This window comes from Acidipila rosea (genome assembly GCF_004339725.1).
GTDB lineage: Bacteria > Acidobacteriota > Terriglobia > Terriglobales > Acidobacteriaceae > Acidipila > Acidipila rosea.
Genome location: NZ_SMGK01000001.1, coordinates 1041892 through 1062815, shown reverse-complemented (window position 1 = coordinate 1062815; position 20924 = coordinate 1041892). Strand labels below are relative to the sequence as shown.

Annotated in this window: 17 protein-coding genes; 13 read left to right on the top strand and 4 right to left on the bottom strand. The window is 56.8% G+C overall.

Features of this window, described 5'->3' with window-relative positions:
- Positions 1-4: 4 nt before the first annotated feature.
- Complete coding sequence (locus tag C7378_RS04340) at positions 5-703, bottom strand: hypothetical protein (protein ID WP_131992163.1); 699 nt, start codon at positions 701-703, stop codon at positions 5-7.
- Positions 704-1189: 486 nt separating this feature from the next.
- Positions 1190-1357, bottom strand: coding sequence for a hypothetical protein (locus tag C7378_RS17630; RefSeq protein WP_165876648.1), 168 nt, complete (start codon positions 1355-1357; stop codon positions 1190-1192).
- 184 nt (positions 1358-1541) lie between these two features.
- Between C7378_RS17630 and C7378_RS18165 the strand changes: the two genes are divergently transcribed.
- Together C7378_RS18165 and C7378_RS04330 are read left to right on the top strand one after the other, a co-directional pair.
- Positions 1542-2027 (top strand): winged helix-turn-helix transcriptional regulator, encoded by a 486-nt coding sequence (locus C7378_RS18165; protein ID WP_131992861.1) that lies wholly within the window; start codon positions 1542-1544, stop codon positions 2025-2027.
- A 147-nt stretch (positions 2028-2174) separates the two neighbouring features.
- The gene (locus C7378_RS04330) at positions 2175-2795 is read left to right on the top strand and encodes an NYN domain-containing protein (protein WP_131992160.1); all 621 of its coding nucleotides are present in this window, start codon (positions 2175-2177) and stop codon (positions 2793-2795) included.
- 174 nt (positions 2796-2969) lie between these two features.
- Here the strand turns inward: C7378_RS04330 and C7378_RS04325 are convergent, their stop codons facing one another.
- Together C7378_RS04325 and C7378_RS04320 are read right to left on the bottom strand one after the other, a co-directional pair.
- Positions 2970-4088, bottom strand: coding sequence for a tyrosine-type recombinase/integrase (locus tag C7378_RS04325; protein WP_131992157.1), 1119 nt, complete (start codon positions 4086-4088; stop codon positions 2970-2972).
- Entirely contained in the window at positions 4075-4794 is a 720-nt protein-coding gene (locus tag C7378_RS04320) for a hypothetical protein (RefSeq protein ID WP_131992154.1), read from the bottom strand. Before C7378_RS04320 ends, C7378_RS04325 begins: the two co-directional genes overlap by 14 nt.
- A 174-nt stretch (positions 4795-4968) precedes the next feature.
- On the opposite strand from C7378_RS04320, the gene C7378_RS18160 reads away from it, so the two are divergent.
- From C7378_RS18160 to C7378_RS04265, 11 genes are all read left to right on the top strand, one after another.
- On the top strand, positions 4969-5184 hold the full coding sequence (locus C7378_RS18160) for a helix-turn-helix domain-containing protein (protein ID WP_131992151.1): 216 nt from the start codon (positions 4969-4971) through the stop codon (positions 5182-5184).
- 65 nt (positions 5185-5249) lie between these two features.
- On the top strand, positions 5250-6254 hold the full coding sequence (locus C7378_RS04310; protein WP_207901331.1) for a hypothetical protein: 1005 nt from the start codon (positions 5250-5252) through the stop codon (positions 6252-6254).
- A gap of 184 nt (positions 6255-6438) precedes the next feature.
- Positions 6439-6693 (top strand): hypothetical protein, encoded by a 255-nt coding sequence (locus C7378_RS17810; RefSeq protein ID WP_131992145.1) that lies wholly within the window; start codon positions 6439-6441, stop codon positions 6691-6693.
- 877 nt (positions 6694-7570) lie between these two features.
- A complete protein-coding gene (locus C7378_RS04300; protein ID WP_131992142.1) occupies positions 7571-9118 on the top strand; it encodes a class I SAM-dependent DNA methyltransferase in 1548 nt (515 codons plus the stop codon).
- Positions 9108-10142 (top strand): PDDEXK nuclease domain-containing protein, encoded by a 1035-nt coding sequence (locus C7378_RS04295; RefSeq protein WP_131992139.1) that lies wholly within the window; start codon positions 9108-9110, stop codon positions 10140-10142. Before C7378_RS04300 ends, C7378_RS04295 begins: the two co-directional genes overlap by 11 nt.
- Positions 10135-10482: a hypothetical protein gene (locus C7378_RS17625; RefSeq protein WP_165876647.1), complete on the top strand. Its 348-nt coding sequence runs from the start codon at positions 10135-10137 to the stop codon at positions 10480-10482. Before C7378_RS04295 ends, C7378_RS17625 begins: the two co-directional genes overlap by 8 nt.
- Positions 10479-11501, top strand: a complete 1023-nt coding sequence (locus C7378_RS04290) for a restriction endonuclease subunit S (RefSeq protein WP_165876646.1) — start codon at positions 10479-10481, stop codon at positions 11499-11501. Before C7378_RS17625 ends, C7378_RS04290 begins: the two co-directional genes overlap by 4 nt.
- Positions 11492-11896 (top strand): restriction endonuclease subunit S, encoded by a 405-nt coding sequence (locus C7378_RS04285; protein WP_131992133.1) that lies wholly within the window; start codon positions 11492-11494, stop codon positions 11894-11896. Before C7378_RS04290 ends, C7378_RS04285 begins: the two co-directional genes overlap by 10 nt.
- A complete protein-coding gene (locus C7378_RS04280) occupies positions 11896-12654 on the top strand; it encodes an abortive infection family protein (protein WP_131992130.1) in 759 nt (252 codons plus the stop codon). The genes C7378_RS04285 and C7378_RS04280 overlap by 1 nt, the downstream gene beginning before the upstream one ends.
- Positions 12651-15731 carry a type I restriction endonuclease subunit R gene (locus tag C7378_RS04275; protein ID WP_131992127.1) on the top strand — a complete coding sequence of 1027 codons (3081 nt, stop codon included), beginning with the start codon at positions 12651-12653 and terminating at the stop codon, positions 15729-15731. Before C7378_RS04280 ends, C7378_RS04275 begins: the two co-directional genes overlap by 4 nt.
- 1422 nt (positions 15732-17153) lie before the next feature.
- Complete coding sequence (locus tag C7378_RS04265) at positions 17154-20780, top strand: TonB-dependent receptor (protein WP_165876645.1); 3627 nt, start codon at positions 17154-17156, stop codon at positions 20778-20780.
- The last annotated feature ends 144 nt before the right edge of the window (positions 20781-20924 follow it).

The window sequence follows — 20924 nt, the reverse complement described above, 5'->3', positions numbered from 1 at the left end:
GTGGCTACCTGATCTGAAGCGGATAGTAGTACGACGCCTGATCCTGCTCATGCGTCGTCGATAGGTAGTATTGTCCGGCATGGGCACGCCGTAAATCGAGATTGACCGATAGCGTTTCCTGCTGTCCTCGATTGTTGGCGAGAGTGGCGGCCTCGGTAACTAATCCGCTTCCATCTGGACCATGCGTGACGGCCACGACATATTGGCCAGGGGAACTGAAGCGTGGCAGGATGATCGTTAGCCGAACACGAGCGGCAGGCAGCGTGACGGACTGCAATTGGCCCGGCTGCTGGCCTCGAAATGCGCCAGCATCCCACAGATTGACCGTTTCGGCGACCACTGCGCTATTTGCGGCCAACGAACGCTTCTCCATCTCGTGTCGAGCAACCGTGATGACCGCTGCAATGACGACACACGTCGCAACAGTGGTTACGAACACCAGCTTTTGCCGCCGCGACTGATGCTCGCGCCGCATCGTCAATAGACGACGCATACAGACAGGACAGGTTGCGGCGTGATCGACTCGCGGATCGGAGAGTGCGATCCGTTTGGACTTGCGGGCCAGGTCGCGCAGGAAGGCTTCGTCAGGGCAGGGACCTCGCGGTGTCGTCTCACCTGCGAGCACCCGCTCTTGATGACGTTGCTCGATCCATTTCTCAAAACGGTCCTCGGCTCGTGAGGGCCACCGCAGATTCACTCGCATCGTGGAGAATCTCCAGACCGGGAGAGGTTCTGAAGAACCGATTCTAACTCCCGAAAGTATGCGCGGCGTACCGCCGTGTGGTCCATATCCAATTGCTTCGCGATCTCCCGCCACGAATATCCTAGCCAGCGCCAATGAACAATCGAGTTGGCAAACGGGGACAGTCGCGCTAATAGCTCCCTAGCATATACGCGCTGCTCTATCTCAGGCCGTTCAGCGTACACCGGCTCCAAATCGTCAAGCGAGCCATGCAAAAGCTCGCGGCTGCGCTTCGCCGCAAGTTGTTTCGCACGACGGCGAAGGACGCTCTTCACACGCGCCGTCAATTTGTCTTGAGGTGCATTCGGGTGTCGTCCGAGGTAATCAGCCGCATTGTGGACAGCATGATCCATGAGGTCGTGCGCGGCATCGTGGTCGTTCAGGTAGGTCCAGGCGCAAAGGAGAGCGTAAGGCCACGCTACCTGGGCAGCGGCCTCCAGCACCCGATCAGAAGCTGGATGCCCGGTCGAATAGGCCCAACTCCACGTCCGATCTTGCCAGCGAGGACCATTTGGCGGCATAGGCGAGCATCTGCCCGAGGGGGATTGACCACCAGTTATCCAGAAGTATAGGCGAGGAGTTTGCCGCCGCGATGAAAACAATTCCAATTTCCATGCCCCAAGTCGCTTCTGTAGATGCCTTTAGTAATTACGGAACACGCCTCTCAGGGATTGACTCCGGCGAGGCAGTGAGCAAGTCCGCCCATGTCGAATAGCGGCGGTGTTGTGTGGCGAGAACGGCGGTTGAGGACAATTCCGATGGGACTAAAGTCGGCTACAGGCATATCCCCACAGCCGCAATGGGTCGTGGACTGAGCCGTCTCCGTCCGTCGCAACCCACACACCATGCAATTTCGGAAGGCCGCCAGTTTTCAGCTCAGGAACAAGCCGCGATCCGATTTGCGCTGGCGTTGCTTCAGGGAAAATGGAAGATTGGCATTCTTTGTCGGCTTCAGCAAGGGCCGACGCGGCCCGGCGAACTTCGCCGACTCTTCCCGCAGGCGTCGAAGAAGATGCTGACCCAGCACCTCCGCCAGATGGAACGGGATGGGCTGATCGTTCGCACCGACCTGAGCGGGAAAGTACCGCATGTCGAATACTCGCTATCGAATTCGCGTGGCCAAGCTGTCTCGCGCCTCCTGCAGATACTCATGACATGGAGTGCGGATTACTCAGAGCCCCCTCGGACGGAATCTCCGACCGCAAGGCCGTCTTTTCAGCACCTGAATCCCGCCGACAATGCGACAGACCGGTATATCGGTCGGGCACAGGAAAGGGCAAGTTGACGCTGAAAGCACTACTTCCCCGAAAACACTGAGGCCAGCCCTTGCAGGCTGGCCTCGCTTCCTGCCCACCGAGGGGCAGGGGGAGTTTCTACTACAATTCTACAGGTACACCCTTCTGTGTCAAGGTCGAGAATTGAGGAGGGGGCAGTGGCGATCGTAAACATTTATGTCGATGGATTCAATCTCTATTACGGTGCCCTGAAGCGGACTCCCTACAAATGGCTGGATCTGGGCAAGCTCGCGCAAACTTTGCTCCCCGAAGACACAATCCAGGAACTGCACTACTTCACGGCGCGCGTCAGTTCGAGGACGTACAACCCCTCCTCGGCCCACGATCAAGGTCTCTATATTCGGGCGCTCAAAACGGTTCCGAACCTGCACATCAAGTACGGGCACTTCCTGACGCATTCGGTTCCGATGTATTTAACCGACGTCACGCCTGCGCAGAAGGTATGGGTGGACAAGACAGAGGAGAAGGGCTCGGATGTGAATCTCGCGTCCCACCTGTTGCGGGACGCCTACACGAAACGGTTCGAGGTGGCGGTTCTCATCACAAACGACTCCGATCTGGCGGAGCCGGTACGCATCGTCGCCCAGGAGATTGGGCTGCCGGTCGGAGTCCTCAACCCGCATCAATTTCACAGCCGGGAACTCCGCCAGTATGCGACCTTCATCAAGCGCATCCGGCAGGGAGATCTCGCTTCCAGCCAGTTTCCGCGGACGCTGATCGACCGGAAGGGCACGTTTGCCAAGCCAGCGGGATGGTGAGAAGTGGCGTGACAGCGCATCGACATTGCCGTCCAATTGACGTCCAATACTGTGCGCCGAGAGGGCTAAAGAGGGACTGAGGGAGCCACCCGTCCCACTAGAGTCAACAAGTTACCTCAGTTCTGGAGACTTTCACGGCGATAACACGGGTTCAAATCCCGTCGGGGACGCCAATTAATTCAACAACTTAGACATGACAGCCGTTACTCCTACAAGTTGCGGGGACTCTACGGGGACGAACGTAGAGGAATCTACTGCACGTTCCGGCATCACCCCTTCAAAAACTGTGTCCAATTTCCCGACGGCTCCCGCCATGTAGGACGGCGAAAGATGCGCATATCGCTGTGTCATGCGTGGAGTGCGATGTCCGAGCAATTGGCCCACCGCGTACAGGTCTACGCCGCCCATCACCAGCCAGCTTGCTGCCGTGTGCCGGAGGGAATGGAAGGACGCATCCTGAATCCCAAGTCCCTGAAACAGCCTACGCGTGTAAACGCTGAGTTTTTGTCCGTCCAAGCCATCGAGTACAAGATCACCTGGTGTGCTTTGCGGAAGATTTGCCAACAGCCGAAAGGCCAGTTCATTCAAAGGAAGCACGCGAAGGCTGCCATTCTTTGTTTCTCGCAGGTAGAGTCTGCGGTTTTCCAAGTCAACATCCGTCCAGCGGAGCGAGAGCAGTTCTCCGCGGCGCATTCCTGTGAAGGCAGCGAGCGCCAGCGGAAGCCGCATCCATTCCGGTGCGGCCTCGAGAGCCGTCTTCAACTCCGATGGCGAGAGATAGCGTGTACGCCCTTCTGGAGCCTTCGGCATCTTCGCCCCTTGGGCGACATTGCGTTGCAATAATTCCCACTCCACCGCCAGCTTAAGAGCGTGCTTGAGGGTGGTCACTTCCTTCTGAATCGTCCCCGCCGATACCGTTTCTGCTCGTTTCGAGATAAAGTCCGCAACCGTCTTCCGGGTTATTTCCTTGGCCAGTTCTGGCAGATTCGCCTTTAACGTTTTCAGAATCCCCTCTAACCGCTCGAACGTGGTGGAACGCAGGCGCGTTTTCTGATGGCGCTTAAAGCGCGCCAGCAGTTCCGTTGTGGTGATCTCGGATGCTGCTTTGACTCCGAGCACCTTATCGCGCTCAGTGCGTGTTTTGACGGCTGAGAGCACCTTGAGAGCTTGCGTCCGCGTATGTGCAACTACTTTTTCCTTACGACGCTGGCCGGAGGCGTCGATATAGGAAATCCACCAGCCGCCACGGTCTTTACGCTGAAATACTCCGTCCCGCTCTCTAGCCTTTGGCATCGCCTTGCGCCTCCACTCTCTCCAGAATCTCTTTTATGTGCTGAGTAACCCACCTGCGTCGGATTTCCGTCCTGCATCGCTTGTTCACCTGCCGAGCGACCCATTCACTCCGATCTGGATTTTGCCTTGATTGCTTCCACTCAGCCCAGGCCTTGGCAGCCGCATCAAGCAGGAAGGACATCTTACGGCTCCGGCTCAAGTCACGCCGGAGCGCCGCTCCATTACCCTTGCAGTTCGCGCAGTATGCACCCCGTTTAATCAAGCGCCGAGGCTTGCGGCCATAGGCAAAATACGCTCCGCAGTCTGGATTGCTGCAACGCGCCAACTGGTAGCGGAAAGGTGATTCCATGAAGTGCAAGAACCAGAAGAGGGCAAAGTCCCGGCCAGTCAATCGGGGAGCGCCCTTGAGCTTCCGGAAATCTACGAAGGGTTCTGGATTTACTCGCTGGCCGCTTGCATCCACTGATTGTGGCAGCCCGTTCCGCACCAACCAGTCATTCAGGTCATCAGAAAGTGGCTGTGAATAACCAGCAGGAACAGTGCTCACGCTCCTGTCGAATGGCGCCTCCACTGTTTTATCCATTCCGGATTTGCCGCTTGCAATCCATTGATCGAAAGCGCGATGAAGAGTTTTGTGAAATGCGGCCCCCGCTTGCGCCAGTGACTCCGAAGCGCCAAAACCCTCGGGAGACAGGCGAATAAACATGAGGGCAGTCTCCTCCACCCGGAGGTTGAGTAGATTCACAACTGCTCCGACAACCTCTTCTTTCTTCCCTATCCCGCCCAAAGCAGCACCATGCATAAAGTGATGCACTTAGCATATACTAAATGAACCAAACTAGCGTAGATCCGATGAAATCTTTGCTGCATTATCCGTGCTATGCAAACCATCAACCAGCACCAATTCCTTACCGTCCAGCAGGGCGCAGAACGGCTGAATGTCTCCGTATGGACCCTTAGATCCTGGGCCTATGCTGGCCGGATCGCGTCGCACAAATTCGGCAGCCGGCTGATGATCTCTCGGCAAGAGCTGGATCGCATCATCCGCGAATCCGAGCGGCCGCGGTTGAGCAACCGCCCAAAGGAGTCGGCATGAGCACCGGGCGGGGATCCTTTTTCCGTGTTGATCGCGGAATATGGTCAAAATTGTGTGCCCTCGGCATGAACGAAGCTGTCGCATATTTGGTGCTTGCGTGTGGAACGGGGCGAGACAACGTACAGACCAGGTGGTCGACCCAAGCCTTGCGAACATATGCAGGGATCAGTTGGGAGCAAGCCAAGAGGGCGATAGCTAATCTGATCGCCAATGGGCTAATCCAACCGGCAGACGGTTATACATCACAGCGGCCACGCTATGACCTCACTCCATACGACGCCGCGTCGCTGAACGGAAACGCGAGTACCCTCGAAGCCATTATTGTCGAGTCCGCAAAAATATGGCTCCCGAACAGCATAGTGATGGGTGCCGGACACGAAGCATCACCGCTGCAACGACTGCGTAGTGCTGGTAACCTCTTGGCGTTGCGCCTGTTTGTGGAGTTCTATGAAGCCCATAACCTACGCGATTACGGCGGGATCCGCCCAGAGCTAATTCGGATGCGATATCAGCGCAAAAAAATAGGAGAATACGGAGCTCATGTCATTTGGGGATTTCTGCCTGAAACAAAAAGTCTCTCGTGGGAGGGCCTTTTTGCACCCCATCAGCACCTGGAGCCCCGCCAAGCTGACGCGCCATCGCCAGTGTGGGAAAGTGTCGCCCTACTTGAGCAGATGGGCCTGTTGACCTTCGTGCCACATATAGTTGAAAACAGTTCGATGTCGGCCGAATCTATCCATCCCTACGGTACCGGCGGCAGCGACGAAGACCCGCTTGAAAGGGAAATAGCCTACGCCGCCGACTCAGCTGCGCGCGAAATGTGTATTGAGTCGGCGTTGGAGCGGGCCGAAAATAGCGGATACCGGCATCTTTGTCCGGTGATTGTCACCCTTCCCGACGTGCAGATGGTAGGGATTGCGAGACTGCGGTATCGGCCCCACACAACCCGCACGGCCGCCTGGCATGCCCAGCTATACGTCTCGGGCCATAAATGGCTGGAGACTTACCATGGCATGGGTCAAAATGCCGAAGGCAGATGCTCGCGGCGCGCAGCTCTCTATGGAGCTTGATACCAGACAGTTGATGGAGAGGCATCAACGTTCATCAATGAGTCTCAACGAGCTTCAAGGGGTGTCAAAGCGGCTATGCCGGTAAGTGATTATCAAAGAAAGTGAAAGAAAGTAATATCACCTCCAACCGTCGGAAAAGAGCACATCGCTTGCACCCCGCCGATTGTGAGACCTGGAGAACTTTATGATGAATCCAGAAACATACATTCAGGAAGCTGAACGGCTTGAACGTGAAAAGTTCGGGGCTTGTTTCGCGAAGCTCCCGCACCAAAAAGCAACATCGAGCAGACTGCTTGGCAGGGTGACCAGCTACTCACAAAAAGTGCTGCCGTCCGGCTGCATCTTTTATCGCATGTCATCAAAGAACGACAAGCCGGGCTGTCGGCCCCCTGAACGAAGTGAATATGCCGGTCGACGGACCAGGGGTGGGGAAGCATAAATGGCGCGCATAGCAGTACCTAATGCCAAGTGTAGAAATTTTCTTTGTGGAATATTTTTTTCGCACCCGATTTTATAGAAATTAAGAGCTGCGAGAACCGGCAGAATAGTAACGATATGCGGATTTTTCAGTGTTTACTAGAAAATTATAGGGACTGGACATTTGGGGCCTGAATTCCTTGATAATGACATATAGACGGACGCGCAAGTTCTGTTCGGTTTTGAATGAAAAATGAGATAGAGTTCCGACCTTCCTTAGCTGATTTCTGAATTGTCAAAGGTCAAAGCAGACAATGAGTGAATTCCAGAAAGCCGTGCGGTTTTGGCGCTGCGATTTTATCGACTGCCGTTACGAGTGGCAGGCGCGAGCCGACGAGAAGCCTCCGCAGTGTCGAAAATGCGGAAGGAGAAACTGGGACGGAGGCTACGCCAAGACAAAGGCTCGGCTGGGGAAACGAGTAATCCCGTTGAAGGTCCCGTGGCGGAGTATAGAAAAAGGCGTTCCTGAAGTGTCTGTCCGGATTCCGGATTGATTGCATTTGCGACGCAAAATTGGCAACCTCACTCCTGGAGGCAGTCTCGTTGGGGATAGCCTGGAAGCGGTACTCAGAGCCAATTGACTGGACGGGTTACGAGCCATGCAGTTGCGAACTGAATAGCGATTACGCCGAACGGGAGTACGGTTATTATTCGCAATGTCTGCCGGGGAACACGCCGAGTCATGCCTGATTCAGAGGCAGTGTCATTCATCCACCTGCACTGACTGGCGAACACCTCGTAGAGGTTGGCAGCGGGCAGACCTCGTTGTAAAGTTCTAAGCCTGACTTTACCGATCACTGGCGCCCGTTTGTTACCATAGAGCGAATCAAAGAGACATTATGGCCAAGCCTGCAACACTGAATCCTTCCGCGATGGAAGGCCTTGAGGCCAAGCTCTGGGCCGCCGCTGACGCTCTGCGCAATAATATGGATGCGGCGGAGTACAAGCACGTCGTCCTCGGCCTCATCTTCCTCAAGTACATCTCTGACGCCTTCGAGGCCAAACGGGCTGATCTGGTAGCTCTCGCCGCCGAAGGCGCTGACCCGGAAGACCCGGACGAGTACCGCGCTGAAAACATCTTCTGGGTGCCCAAAGAAGGCCGCTGGTCCGTCCTCAAGGACAACGCGCCGCAGCCCACCATCGGTAAGCTGGTCGATGACGCTATGGCCGCCATCGAGCGCGATAACCCTTCGTTGCAAGGCGTACTTCCCAAGGACTACGCCCGCCCCGGCCTCGACAAGCAGCGCCTCGGCCAACTCATCAACCTCGTCAGCAACATCGCACTCGGCAGCCCAGCGGATCGCGCCAAAGACATGCTCGGTCGCGTCTATGAGTACTTCCTCTCGCAGTTCGCCAGCGCCGAGGGCAAGAAGGGAGGCCAGTTCTACACGCCGGCGCACGTCGTCCGCGTGCTGGTCGAGATGCTCGCCCCCTACAAAGGCCGCGTCTACGATCCCTGCTGCGGCTCCGGCGGCATGTTCGTTCAGAGCGAGAAGTTCATCCAGGCGCACAGTGGGCGCATCGGCGACATCTCCATCTACGGGCAGGAGTCCAACTACACCACCTGGCGTCTGGCCAAGATGAACCTCGCGATTCGTGGCATCGACGCGCAGATCGGCCACGGCGACACCTTCCACAGCGACCGCCACCCCGACCTCAAAGCCGACTACGTCATCGCCAATCCGCCCTTCAACGACAGCGACTGGCGCGGTGACCTGCTCAAAACCGACAAGCGCTGGGCCTATGGCGTACCGCCTGCCGGCAATGCCAACTACGCCTGGGTGCAGCACTTCATCGCGCACCTCGCACCCACCGGGCTTGCCGGATTCGTTCTGGCCAACGGCTCCATGTCGTCCAACCAGTCCGGCGAGGGCGAGATTCGCAAGGCCATCATTGAAGCAGATCTTGTCGATTGCATGGTCGCGCTGCCGGGCCAGCTCTTCTATGCCACGCAGATTCCCGTCTGCCTCTGGTTCCTCGCCAAGTACAAAAAGAATGGGCGCTTCCGCGACCGCCGCGGCGAGACGCTCTTCATCGACGCGCGTAAGCTCGGCGTCCTCAAGAACCGCGTCCAGCGCGAGCTGACCGATGAAGACGTAGCCAAAATCGCTGGAACCTACCACGCCTGGCGCGGGGACAAGGGAGCCGGGAAGTATGAAGACGTGGCCGGGTTCTGCAAGGCGGCCACGCTCGATGAAATTCGCAAGCATGGCCATGTGCTCACGCCGGGCCGCTACGTCGGGGCCGAGGCCGTCGAGGACGACGGCGAACCGTTTGATGAAAAGATGGCTCGTCTCGCCGCCACGCTTCGCCAGCAGCAGGCCGAGGCTGCAAAGCTCGACGCCGCCATCGCCTCCAATCTCAAGGAGCTTGGTTATGGCGAGTGAGCTCATCCCCAATGGCTACTTTGAGTGGCTGGAGGCGCTCAAAGGACGCATTCAAGCGGCGCGCAGCCGGGCGGCATTGGCCGTCAACTCCGAGTTGATTCGTCTCTATCACCAAATCGGGTACGACATTCTTCAGCGGCAAACCCAGCTCGGATGGGGTGCCAAGGTGATCGAGCGCGTGGCCCGCGACCTGAAGGCGACATTCCCGGACATGAAAGGCTTCTCAACCACCAACCTGAAGTACATGCGCTACTTCGCCGAGCACTGCCCGGACGTGCAATTTGGTCAGCAGCCTGCTGACCAATTGCCCTGGTTCCATATCGTCACCCTGCTGACCAGGCTGGAACCCTCCGAGCGTGAATGGTATGCCTTGCAGACCGTGGCTCAGGGATGGTCGCGGCTGACGCTGGAGCAGCACATTCAAAACCGCCTTCACCAGCGCCAGGGCGCGGCGATCAGCAACTTCGCCCTGCGCCTGCCCACGCCTGATTCAGCGCTAGCCCATGAAACGCTCAAGGACCCATACCTATTTGACTTTCTGGGCTTGGCGGATGATGCCCATGAGCGCGAGATCGAGAACGCGCTCATCCGCCACATCACCCGCTTCCTGTTGGAGTTGGGATCGGGTTTCGCCTTTCTGGGCCGACAGTTCCGGCTGGAGGTCGCAGGCGACGAGTTCTTCATCGACCTGCTCTTTTACCACACCCGCCTCAAATGCTACGTCGTAGTCGAGATCAAGGCTGGCGCATTCAAGCCGGAGCACATCGGCCAGTTGAACTTCTACCTGTCCGTAGTCGATGCACAGGTCAAGGCGGAGGAGGACAATCCCACCATCGGTCTGCTGCTGTGCCGGAAGCAGAACCGGCTCGTGGCCCAGTACGCGGTGAACGGCATCGACAAGCCCATCGGCGTGGCCGAGTACAAACTACTGGAAAACCTCTCCGAACCCCTGTTGCGGAACCTGCCAAGTATCGAAGAGATTGAGGCTGAGCTGGCGGAGAACGTGGGAGACGAGGATGAATAACTACGGATGCGCCGGTACAAGGCCGAATCGCGATCATTCACTGCCGATGCCCGCCACCGGCCCACTCCTGGTTGTCTCCGATCAGGGACTGATCCTTCATGCCCGGCTTGCCGTCGGTGCAACCGGTAAGGATTCCTTACCAGTTCAAACCGCGAGCGAACCGACACATCCGGCAACTGTCAAGGAATGCTTGACAGTTCAGTCGGAGATCTCGCGACAGCAGCGCCGCCAGCTCGAAACCAGCCAGCCTGTCAGCGACTTCGACCGAACCGTGGAGCAGATCAAGCAACTGGGAGCACCCAAGCCGAAGAGCGTCCGCAAGGGAGAAATGAGCCAATGAGCGAACGCAAACAGACAATGCGGCTACGACAAACAGAAAGCCAACCAGAGAATTGTCTGGGGAATGCGAACCGTACGATCACTCCTGACGATTCCGAATTACAGTGGCCCAGCTTCACGCTGGGCGACCTCATCGACAGAGGCGACGCGGAGCTGCAGACCGGTCCATTCGGCACGATGCTTCATGCAAAGGCATACACGAAGGACGGCACACCCGTTGTGGCGGTAAAAAACATTGGAGACAACAGGCTGGTGGAGGATGACATTCCTCGCGTGGACCAAGAGACCGCTCTGCGGCTTGAGCGATACCGCCTCTTGCCTGGCGACATTGTTTTTGGAAGGAAGGGTGCAGTTGATCGAAGAGCCTTGGTCAAGCCAGAAGAAGAGGGCTGGTTGCAGGGAAGTGATTGCATAAGGTTGCGCCTTAATCGAAATAGAATCCAACCCCGATTTATATCGTTTGTGCTTGGGTCCGCGACCCACCGTGCTTGGTTTATCCAACAGGCTCATGGCGCGACAATGCCGTCGCTGAATCAGGAAATTCTTTCGCGTCTCCCACTGACAATTCCGTCGCTCTCAGAGCAGCGAGCTATCGCTCGCATCCTCGGCACGCTGGATGACAAGATTGAGCTGAACCGGAAGAGGAACGAGACGCTGGAGGCGATGGCGCGGGCGCTCTTCCAGTCGTGGTTTGTGGACTTCGACCCCGTCCGCGCCAAAGCCGAAGGCCGCGACCCCGGCCTCCCCGCCGACATCGCCGCCCTCTTCCCCGACTCGCTCGAAGAATCGACTATCGGAGAAATCCCTACTGGCTGGACTGTTGAACAGATCGGAACTCTGACAGAAGTGATCGGCGGAACGACTCCAAGTACCAAGGAGCCTGAGTATTGGGCTCCGGACATTCATGCATGGACAACGCCGAAAGACCTGTCCAGCCTACAGACGCCTGTTCTGCTTAAGACAGAGCGGCGGATTTCGGACAGTGGTCTGAGTCAAATGGCTCAGGACTACTGCCTATAGGCACTGTCCTTCTGTCTTCACGAGCGCCGATTGGGTACTTAGCAGTTGCAGAAATTCCGGTTGCCATCAATCAGGGCTTTATTGCAATGAAGGCAAAAGATGGAGTTTCCAATTTGTTCCTGCTCTATTGGGCCGAAGTCGCTCAGGAGACAATCAAGAGTCGGGCAAACGGCTCGACATTTCTAGAAATCAGTAAATCGAACTTTCGCCAGATTGAGGTGGTTCGGCCAAGTGAGGCCGTCATGAAGAAGTTCGATGCGTATGTCCGCCCGTGGTATGAGCGCATCGTTGCGAATGAGCGTGAGACGGAAAATCTCATAACAATGCGAGACGCTCTCCTGCCGCAGCTCATCTCTGGCGAGATTCGAGTTGGCCGAGTGGAAGGGGAAGGATAATGCCTGAAGCACCGGCCCCAAATTTCGTGATGCATGGCGCTCGTGGAGCCATAGCCTCGGGACTTGGTCACATCTCGGCACAGGTCGAGGCGCTTGAACGTGCGGTCAATGAGAATCCATCTTTGGCATTCGATCTAGCAAGGACTGTCATCGAAAGCGCATGCCGGACGATTCTGACGGAGCGGGGCATCGCATTCGCGTCGACGGATGAATTGCCGAAGCTATTCAAGGCAGCATCGAACAGCCTGCCGTTCTTACCGGCTTCCGAAAAGGGAAATATCGACGCCCGCAAGAGCTTGGCACAAACACTGAGTGGGCTCTCAACGGCGGTTCAGGGGGTGTGTGAGCTTCGCAATGCGTGCGGCTTCGCCTCTCACGGCTCCGACGGTCCTCGACCGCGACTTGAGAGCGTGCAGGCTCTGCTCGCAGCCGAAGCCGCAGATACGATAGTCGGCTTCTTCCATCGAGTGCATCAGCAGGACCGGTCTGCACCGTCGCCAAACAATCTCACGTTGGAAAACGATGCCGGGTTCGATGCATTCATTGACGAGCAGTTCTCCGCTGTAAGCATCTTTCAAGAGGACTTCCTTGCAAGCCGGGTGCTTTTCGAGCTTGCGCCGGAGCCTTATCGCCTGTACCTCTCTGAGTACAAACAGGACAAGAAGACTAGCGAGGATGAAGAACAAAAGGAACAAAGTCCGGATGAAGTGTTGGCGGCGGCAGAACGCATTATGGCCCTGAACGAGGTGGAGCCGTGAGTAATAGAGGTTTTGGCGAGTCCGTTGTCGAAGAAGCCGCAATAGCATGGCTTGAGGCCAGGGGCTGGACGATTCTGCATGGGCCGGAGATTGCCTCTGGAATGCCAGGTGCCGAGCGCACCGATCCGGACTTTCGCGATGTGGTGCTGGAGCGCAGGCTGCGCCAGTCGCTGCAGCGGCTGAACCCTATGCTCTCGCAGGATGCCATCGAGGCCGCGCTGCGCAAGCTGACCATCGTGGATGGACCGAGCCTGCTGGAGCGCAACCGCGCCGCATGGCGGATGTTGACCGATGGCGTTGCGGTGGAGATTGCGCGCCCGGACGGAACGCTGGGCGGCTTTCCCGTGCGCGTGGTGGACTTCAGCAATCCGGAGAACAACGACTGGGTGGCCGTGAACCAGTTCACCGTCCGCGAGGGCCAGCACGTGCGGCGGCCCGACATTCTGCTCTTTCTGAACGGCCTGCCCATCGCCGGGATCGAGCTGAAGAACGCGACCGACGAGAAGGCCACCATCTGGGCCGCCTACGACCAGTTCCAGACCTATAAGCACCAGATTCCGTCGCTCTACGTCCACAACGCGCTGCTCTGCATCTCGGATGGCATGGAGGCGCGTGTCGGCTCGCTGACCTCGCCGCCGGAGCGCTTTCTGCCGTGGCGCACGATTGAGGGCGAGAAGCCCGCGCCTGCGACCATTCCGCAGTTGCGCGTGGTGATCGAGGGTTTGTTCGACAAGCAGCGTTTACTGGACTTCCTGCACTACTTCATCGTCTTCGAGGAAGAGAAGACGGGTACGGTGAAGAAGATTGCCGGATACCACCAGTTCCACGCGGTGAACCATGCCATCGACGCGACGATTGCCGCAGCAGACAGCCAGGGCGACCGCCGCGCCGGGGTCGTCTGGCACACGCAGGGTTCCGGCAAGAGCCTGACGATGGTCTTCTACGCAGGACGGCTGGCGCTTGATCCGCGCTTGCAGAACCCGACCATTGTCGTCCTGACAGACCGCAATGATCTGGACGACCAGCTCTTCGGCACCTTCTCCCGCTGCCATGAGACGCTGCGCCAGCCGCCGATGCAGGCTGAAAGCCGGGAGCATCTTCGACAACTGCTGAGCGTGTCGTCGGGCGGCATCGTCTTCACGACGATTCAGAAGTTCGCGCCGGATGCAGGCGACCAGCAGGAAGAGTTAACAGACCGCCGCAACGTGATTGTGATTGCCGACGAGGCGCACCGCAGCCAGTACGACTTCATCGACGGCTTTGCGCGGCACATGCGCGACGCCTTGCCGGGGGCTTCGTTTATCGGCTTCACCGGGACGCCGATCGAGAAGACCGACGCCAGCACGACGGCGGTCTTCGGCGACACCATCTCCGTCTTTGACATTCAGCGCGCCGTTGCCGATGGCGCGACAGTGCCGATCTATTACGAGAACCGGCTCGTGAAGCTGGACCTAGACGAGACGCTGAAGCCGCAACTCGACTCCAGCTTTGAGGAAGCCACCGAGACGGAAGAGTTGAGCCATCGGGAGAGGCTGAAGACACGCTGGGCGGCGGTCGAGGCCATTGTCGGTACGGAAAAGCGAGTCAAGATCATAGCGAAGGATCTCGTGGACCACTTCGAGAAGCGGTCTCTGGTAATCGAGGGTAAGGGCCTCATCGTCAGTATGAGCCGCCGGATCTGTGTGGAACTATACCGGGAGATTGTCGCGCTCCGGCCAAATTGGCACAGCGACGACGACGCAATGGGCGCTGTCAAGATTGTGATGACGGGAAGCGCGACCGATCCGCTGGAGTGGCAGCCGCACATCCGCAACAAGAAGCGGCGAGAGGCCATTGCCGAACGCTTCAAGAAACCTGGCGATCCGCTGCGGCTCGTGATTGTCCGTGACATGTGGCTGACGGGCTTTGATGTGCCGTGCCTGCACACCATGTACATCGACAAGTACATGCACGCGCACGGCCTGATGCAGGCGATTGCCCGCGTCAATCGCGTGTTTCGCGACAAGCCCGGCGGCCTGGTCGTGGACTATCTCGGCATCGCGCAGGAGCTGAAGAAGGCGCTTTCAACCTATACAGAGGGCGGCGGGGAAGGCGACCTGACGCGGCCCCAGCACGAAGCCGTTGAGTTGATGCTGAGGAAGCATGAGGAGTGCTGCGAACTCTTCGATGGCTTTGACTGGTCGAAATGGAGCAACGCGAATTCTGCCGTCAGGCTGGGACTGCTGCCTGGAGCACAGGAGCACATCCTCGCGCAGCAGGAAGGCCGCGAGAAACTGAGCAGTGCCGTTGCCGAACTCTCCCATGCGTTTGCACTGGCGGTTCCACACGAAGAAGCCATCCGCATTCGCGATGACGTGGGGTTTTTTCAGGCCGTGAAGTCGGTGCTGGCGAAGACGCCGACGCAGCAGGTTCGCCAAGTGGACACGGAGCATGCGATCCGGCAGATCGTGTCCAACGCAATTGTGTCGGAGGATGTCGTGGACATCTTTGCCGCTGCAGGACTGAAGAAGCCTGACCTTTCCATCCTATCGGACGACTTTCTTGCAGAGATACAGTCGATGCCGCAACGAAATCTGGCTGTGGAGCTTCTGCAAAAACTCCTCAGGGGCGAGATCAAGACGCGCTCAAAGCGTAATGTCGTTCAGGCGCGAAAATTCTCTGAGTTGGTAGAGGCTTCGCTCCGGCGATACCAGAATCGGGCAGTCGAAACGGCCCAGGTAGTTGAAGAGTTGATAGCCTTGGCAAAGAATCTCCGCGAAGCGGCGCGTCGGGGAGAACATCTCGGTCTGAATGAGGATGAACTCGCGTTCTATGACGCATTGGAAGTCAACGACAGCGCGGTTCAGGTTTGGGGGGATGCGTCGCTCCGTACCATTGCGCGGGAACTGGTCGAAAATGTTCGCAGGAATATCAGCCTCGACTGGACCCAACGAGAGAATGTGCAGGCTAAGCTACGTGTGATCGTGAAGCGCATCCTGAAGAAGTATGGCTACCCACCAGACAAGCAGGAGCGGGCAACACAGACTGTTCTAGAGCAAGCGGAAGTGCTTTCCGAGACGTGGGCCACTTCTATTTAGACTAGGTTGGGTGTAGGGAGGAAATGGATGCGTAGCTGGAACGCCAACTCACCCAAAGTTCGTTAAGGAGCGCAGATCAACGCTGGGATCGGATGAAGAGCGCGTTACTTGGAGATGGGGGTGGAGAACCTAAACGCTCTGGAGGGGAACGTAGACGATAATCAGAGAACCTGTTTCAAAGCCTTGGCCATGTTAGCTGAACTGCTACTCTTTGGCGCCGCGACTTGAGAAAGTCCGGGGACGCTGCGGGGACTAGCGGGGCTGCAAACTGAGCCAATTTGCTGCAAAGCACTCTCAGGCAATAGTGCAGTCAACCAATTATGAGCAAAGCCTTTATGCTCGCTTCTGCAAAGCACTCCAAAGCGTGCAAAATAGCCTGATACCCACTTTCACGGCGATAACACGGGTTCAAATCCCGTCGGGGACGCCAGATAATTTCAAGCACTTAGCAATAAAAGCAACAACGGTTTAAGCAAGTTTTACGCAAGACCGTTCCTGAGTCTCCACACTCACAGGTGCAGCTTCCCCGCCTTGCTCTGCCACTCCAGAAACGCTCGACAATCTCCCGTTGAATAGCTCCGCTGGCAAGTATCGTCTTCGTTCCCCACATTGCGGACACGTTGTAATGAACCATGTATCCGGCATGGTCAGGACGGGTGCGGCTATCGTCTGACGGCATTGTTTGCAGGAGATGCAGAAAGGGTGCTCGTCTCAGAGTTTGAGCTGATGAGAGAGTATGAAGACGTGACGCTGCGACTGGCCGGAACATAACTGACAATCACTGAGAAGAATAGGTACAGCTATTTCGACAAATCGCAGCAATACCTCCGCGCGAAAGGTGCGAAGTCCTCCGATAAAAGCCGCCCAGCGGCCTTCGAAGTAGGGGCGAAGTCTTCGACCTTACAGCCAGCCTACTCGGCTTCTTCGCGGATGGCGGCAAGGTGGTCGTTTTTTCCGGTGCCCGAGAGCCCCCTGCAAACCGTGAACTCGGTCTGCTGAAGTGAGCACCTCACGGATAGCCACCCTCTGAGCGTCATTGAGAAAATCGCGCGATGTGGCCGTCTCTTCGGCCCTATCCGAACTGAGCATCGGCGCGGCGGCATCCCTGCCGTCAATGACGTGACGGACGATGGCACGCTCGGCTGCAATCACTTCCGGCGTCGTTAACCCGCGACCGGAGCTACACTTGTCGCCTTGCACAGGCCGGAACCCCTCACCAGATATCGGACAAGAGTGTGGATTGACAGGGCTATCGAACGGGGATTAAGGTGCCGCCATTGTTCTAAGGGAACTCAATAGCCACCCAACATAGAAAGCGGCCTCGGGCCACTGCTCTTCCCTGGCAGTATGCCTGCCAACATTACTCGACGGGCAGTTAAAAAAAACAAGCACGAGCAAAGCAAACCTTTTCAGGAGATTGAGATGCACAGACAGTTGTTTCCTTCACTTAAGGGCCTGTTGCATGTAGTAGTTGTTCTACTGCTCGCAATCGGCATAGGTCACGGACAGGACACGAATGCATCACTGAGCGGCAGCGTTACAGACCCTACAGGCGCCTCAATCCCAGGCGCGAAGCTGACCTTAACGAATACAGCGACAGCATTCAAAACGACTCTGACCACGGATGCTGCCGGCCAATATAACTTTACCAGCATCACCCCGGGTAGATACGACCTGTCAGCAGCTGCATCGGGCTTTAAATCAATCACTGAAAATGGAATACAGCTCACGCTCAGTCAGCATGGGCGAGTAAATATCAAGCTTCCCCTGGGCAATGCAGCTGAAACAGTTACAGTGTCCGCAGAATCTCCCGAAATCGATTTCGATAACCCACAGCTGGGCGGAGGAATCGCTCCTGAGACGCTCCAGGACTTTCCGCTGATTGTTTCGGGAGCTCCGCGCTCTTCGGCTGCTGTGGCCCTTATGATGCCGGGCGTCAGCACCGGCGCCAGCGGGAATGCGTACAACGCGCGCATCAACGGTGGCCTGGTTTCTGGAGATGAAGCGCTGGTCGATGGGGCAACTGCAATGGAAGGCTACATGAACCAGAGCGGAATGGTAAGCCTTCAGACCGACTTTGGAATGTCACCGGACATAACCAGCGAAGTTACGGTGCTCACCGCAAACTATGGCGCACAATATGGAAACAGCACTTCTGGACAAATCATTATTCAAACGAAGTCAGGAGGGGAGCAGTATCACGGCTCTGCATACGACTACCTGACCAACCGGGCGCTCAATGCCTACCAATACGGTACGCCCGCAGGTACGCCAAAGCCAGAGAACACACAAAACGACTACGGTGCGAATCTTGGCGGTCCGATCGCAATTCCGGGACTCCATGGACCAGGTTCTTTTCTCAAGGGCTACTTCTACTTCAATTGGGAGGGATTTCAGGAGGCCGGTGGCGCGAACTCTGCCACCCTTTCGATTCCGTCTCTCAATGCTCGCGCGGGTAATTTCGGGGCCGCTGGCAGTCAACTCTATTACCCCAATGACGTCGCGAAGTACGGTACCGATGCAGGACAACCTATTGCCTATAACGGTGTAAAAAACCTGATCAACCCTGCCTACGAAGACCCTGTCGCCAAGGCATGGATGGCTGAGTTGCCGACACCTACAAGCGGTGGAGAGTTGAACAACTACTTCATTCCGAAGGCGGGCCAGGGTTCGCTAACCGCCAGCGAAAATGTATACTTTGGTCGCGTCGACTTCAATATCGGAAATATGGACCACCTCTACTACAGCACCTGGTGGCAGTTTTCCGGAATCAATACCCAAAGCAACCTTCCGGTCGCGATTTCGACTGCGCAACCTGCGAGTCCGGAATACGCCGACATCGAGCGCCTGAACTGGGAACATAACTTCTCGGGCAATATGAACAATCACGCGACGCTCGGCTACCTTGACCGGAACGAGGGATATTACGCACTCAATGGCAAGGCGGCGTTGCCTGTCGTGTCCGGGGTGGCCAACACCAAATACCTGCCGGAGTTCACATTTGGCGGCGGGTATACGCAACTCGGCAACAATGCCGGGCCAGATTCTGCTGCCAACCTGACCACGCGCGGAACCTGGGCCTTCAACGATGTCTTCACCCGCGTAATGGGCGCGCATACATTCACCGCAGGCTTTGAGTGGCGGCTTGCCGGAACCAGCATTCACCACGGTGTGAACCAGGGTGGAACCTTCAATTTCGCTCCTGACACGACCGGGAATCAGGGCTGCCCATCTGCTGCGGCATGCCCCGGTGATGCCGCGGCAAGCTTCTATCTCGGAGCAGCCGCAAGTGCAAATGTGCAGTACTACAACGTCTTTGCTGAGTATCCGCGTCAGCCTGCCTATGCCCTACATGTTGGTGATAGTTGGCGCGTAAACCCCAAGCTGACTCTGGATTACAGCCTGCGCTGGGACTATATTGCGCCATTCAGAGAAAAATACAATAACCTCTCCTTCATCGACCCGACGGGACTTAATCCGGGCGCAGTAACAACCGGAGGAAAGGAACTGCGCGGGCGGCTGGCCTTCGCTGGTCATGGATTTGGAGCTGCAAGCTATGGGGCCCCTTATCCAGAAATTCCTTTCAAGAAGGCGTTTGCACCACGTGTTGGCTTCGCATATGCAGCGACCTCGAAAACCGTGGTTCGTGCTGGCTATGGGATCTACTTTGGCCAGGCTTTCTATCCCGGGTGGGGAGGCGGCATGGGGCAGGACGGCTTCAATAAAAATCTCACCCTAAACCAGAGTCCGAGCGGCAACTTCCAGGTCCCGGCTCTCTATCTTGCAGGTGGCATAACTCCAGCCCAGGTAGGTGTGACTAAAAACATCTCTGCCAGCTTCGACAACGGGCAGACCCCATCACTTTACCGCCCGCAAGACGGAAACAGGAGGCCGTACTCATCGCAATGGAACTTAACTATTCAGCAGCAGCTACCTCATAACTTTGCTGCCACGCTTTCCTACGTTGGGACTAAAGGTACCCACTTGCCTTCTACCCTGAATCCGATCAACATCCTGAACCCATACGATCCTTCCATCGCCAAGCTTGGCTCCGACCTCGCCGTCAGCTACAACTCTGCAAACGGTCCCGCAACCTTCGCCGCAGATGGCATCAGCCAGCCCTATGTTGGATGGGCTGGGCAAATGACTGGCTGCGCGCCGACTGTTGCTCAGGCGCTACTGCCCTTTCCGCAGTATTGTGGCGATCTTCAGGGCCTTAACGAGCAGCACGCAACTTCAATCTACAATTCCTTCCAGGGTGAGTTGGAGCGGAGGTTCAAGAACGGCCTGTATGTGCTGGGCACGCTAACTGTTTCTGACCTATACACCGACTCGAGCTACGCAACCCAATCGACCGCGGCCACAGGCGTTGGCAATGATGGCGCATTTTCACCCTTCAACGAAAAATCGAGGGCATATTCACTCGCTCCGGACAACGTACCCGTCACCGTTCAGATTTCAGCAGTTTACGATCTTCCGTTTGGCCACCATAAGCAGTTCCTGACTTCGGGTGGCCCTATGAATATGCTCGTAGGCGGCTGGCAAGTTAGTCCGCTATTTCGCTACGAATACGGAACTCCGCTCTGGTTCAGTTCATCTTCGTGTCCGACCGGTAGTCTCGTCCCTGAGTTCCGCGAGTCCTGCGTGCCTGGCATTCTCCCAGGTCAGAAGCCCTTGTTGCATGGCCGCAATAGCTTCAACCCAGCGCAGGACGGCGGCCGATACCTTAATCCTGCGGCATTCGAGTCTAACTTCTCCACCTTCGGATATACCGGCTTCGGAAAAGCTGTTTCCACCATCTATGGCCCTTCCTATAAGGACACGGATATTGCACTGACGAAGAATACTCAAATAACTGACAAGGTAACCTTCAGGTTCACCGCGAACTTCTTCAATGCGTTTAACAATCACTCTTTTGTCACCCAGGGCAATGGCCCGGGGCTCGCGTTTGTCACTGATGTAGCTGCTTCAGGAAACTCCTTCGGGACCTGGAATGGTACGGTCAGCAACCCGCGCAATATTCAGGTCGCGGCTCGTATTCTATTCTGAGAGCTTGGCTGGATAGTTTCTCTCCGGATATCCGACTCGCCTGTTACAACGAGGGCAGAGTGTTCAGGGCCTGACGAATAGGCCTGGACCACTCTGCCCTCACTTTCTTACAGACGATACTCCGCAGATGTAGATCCCAAAGCT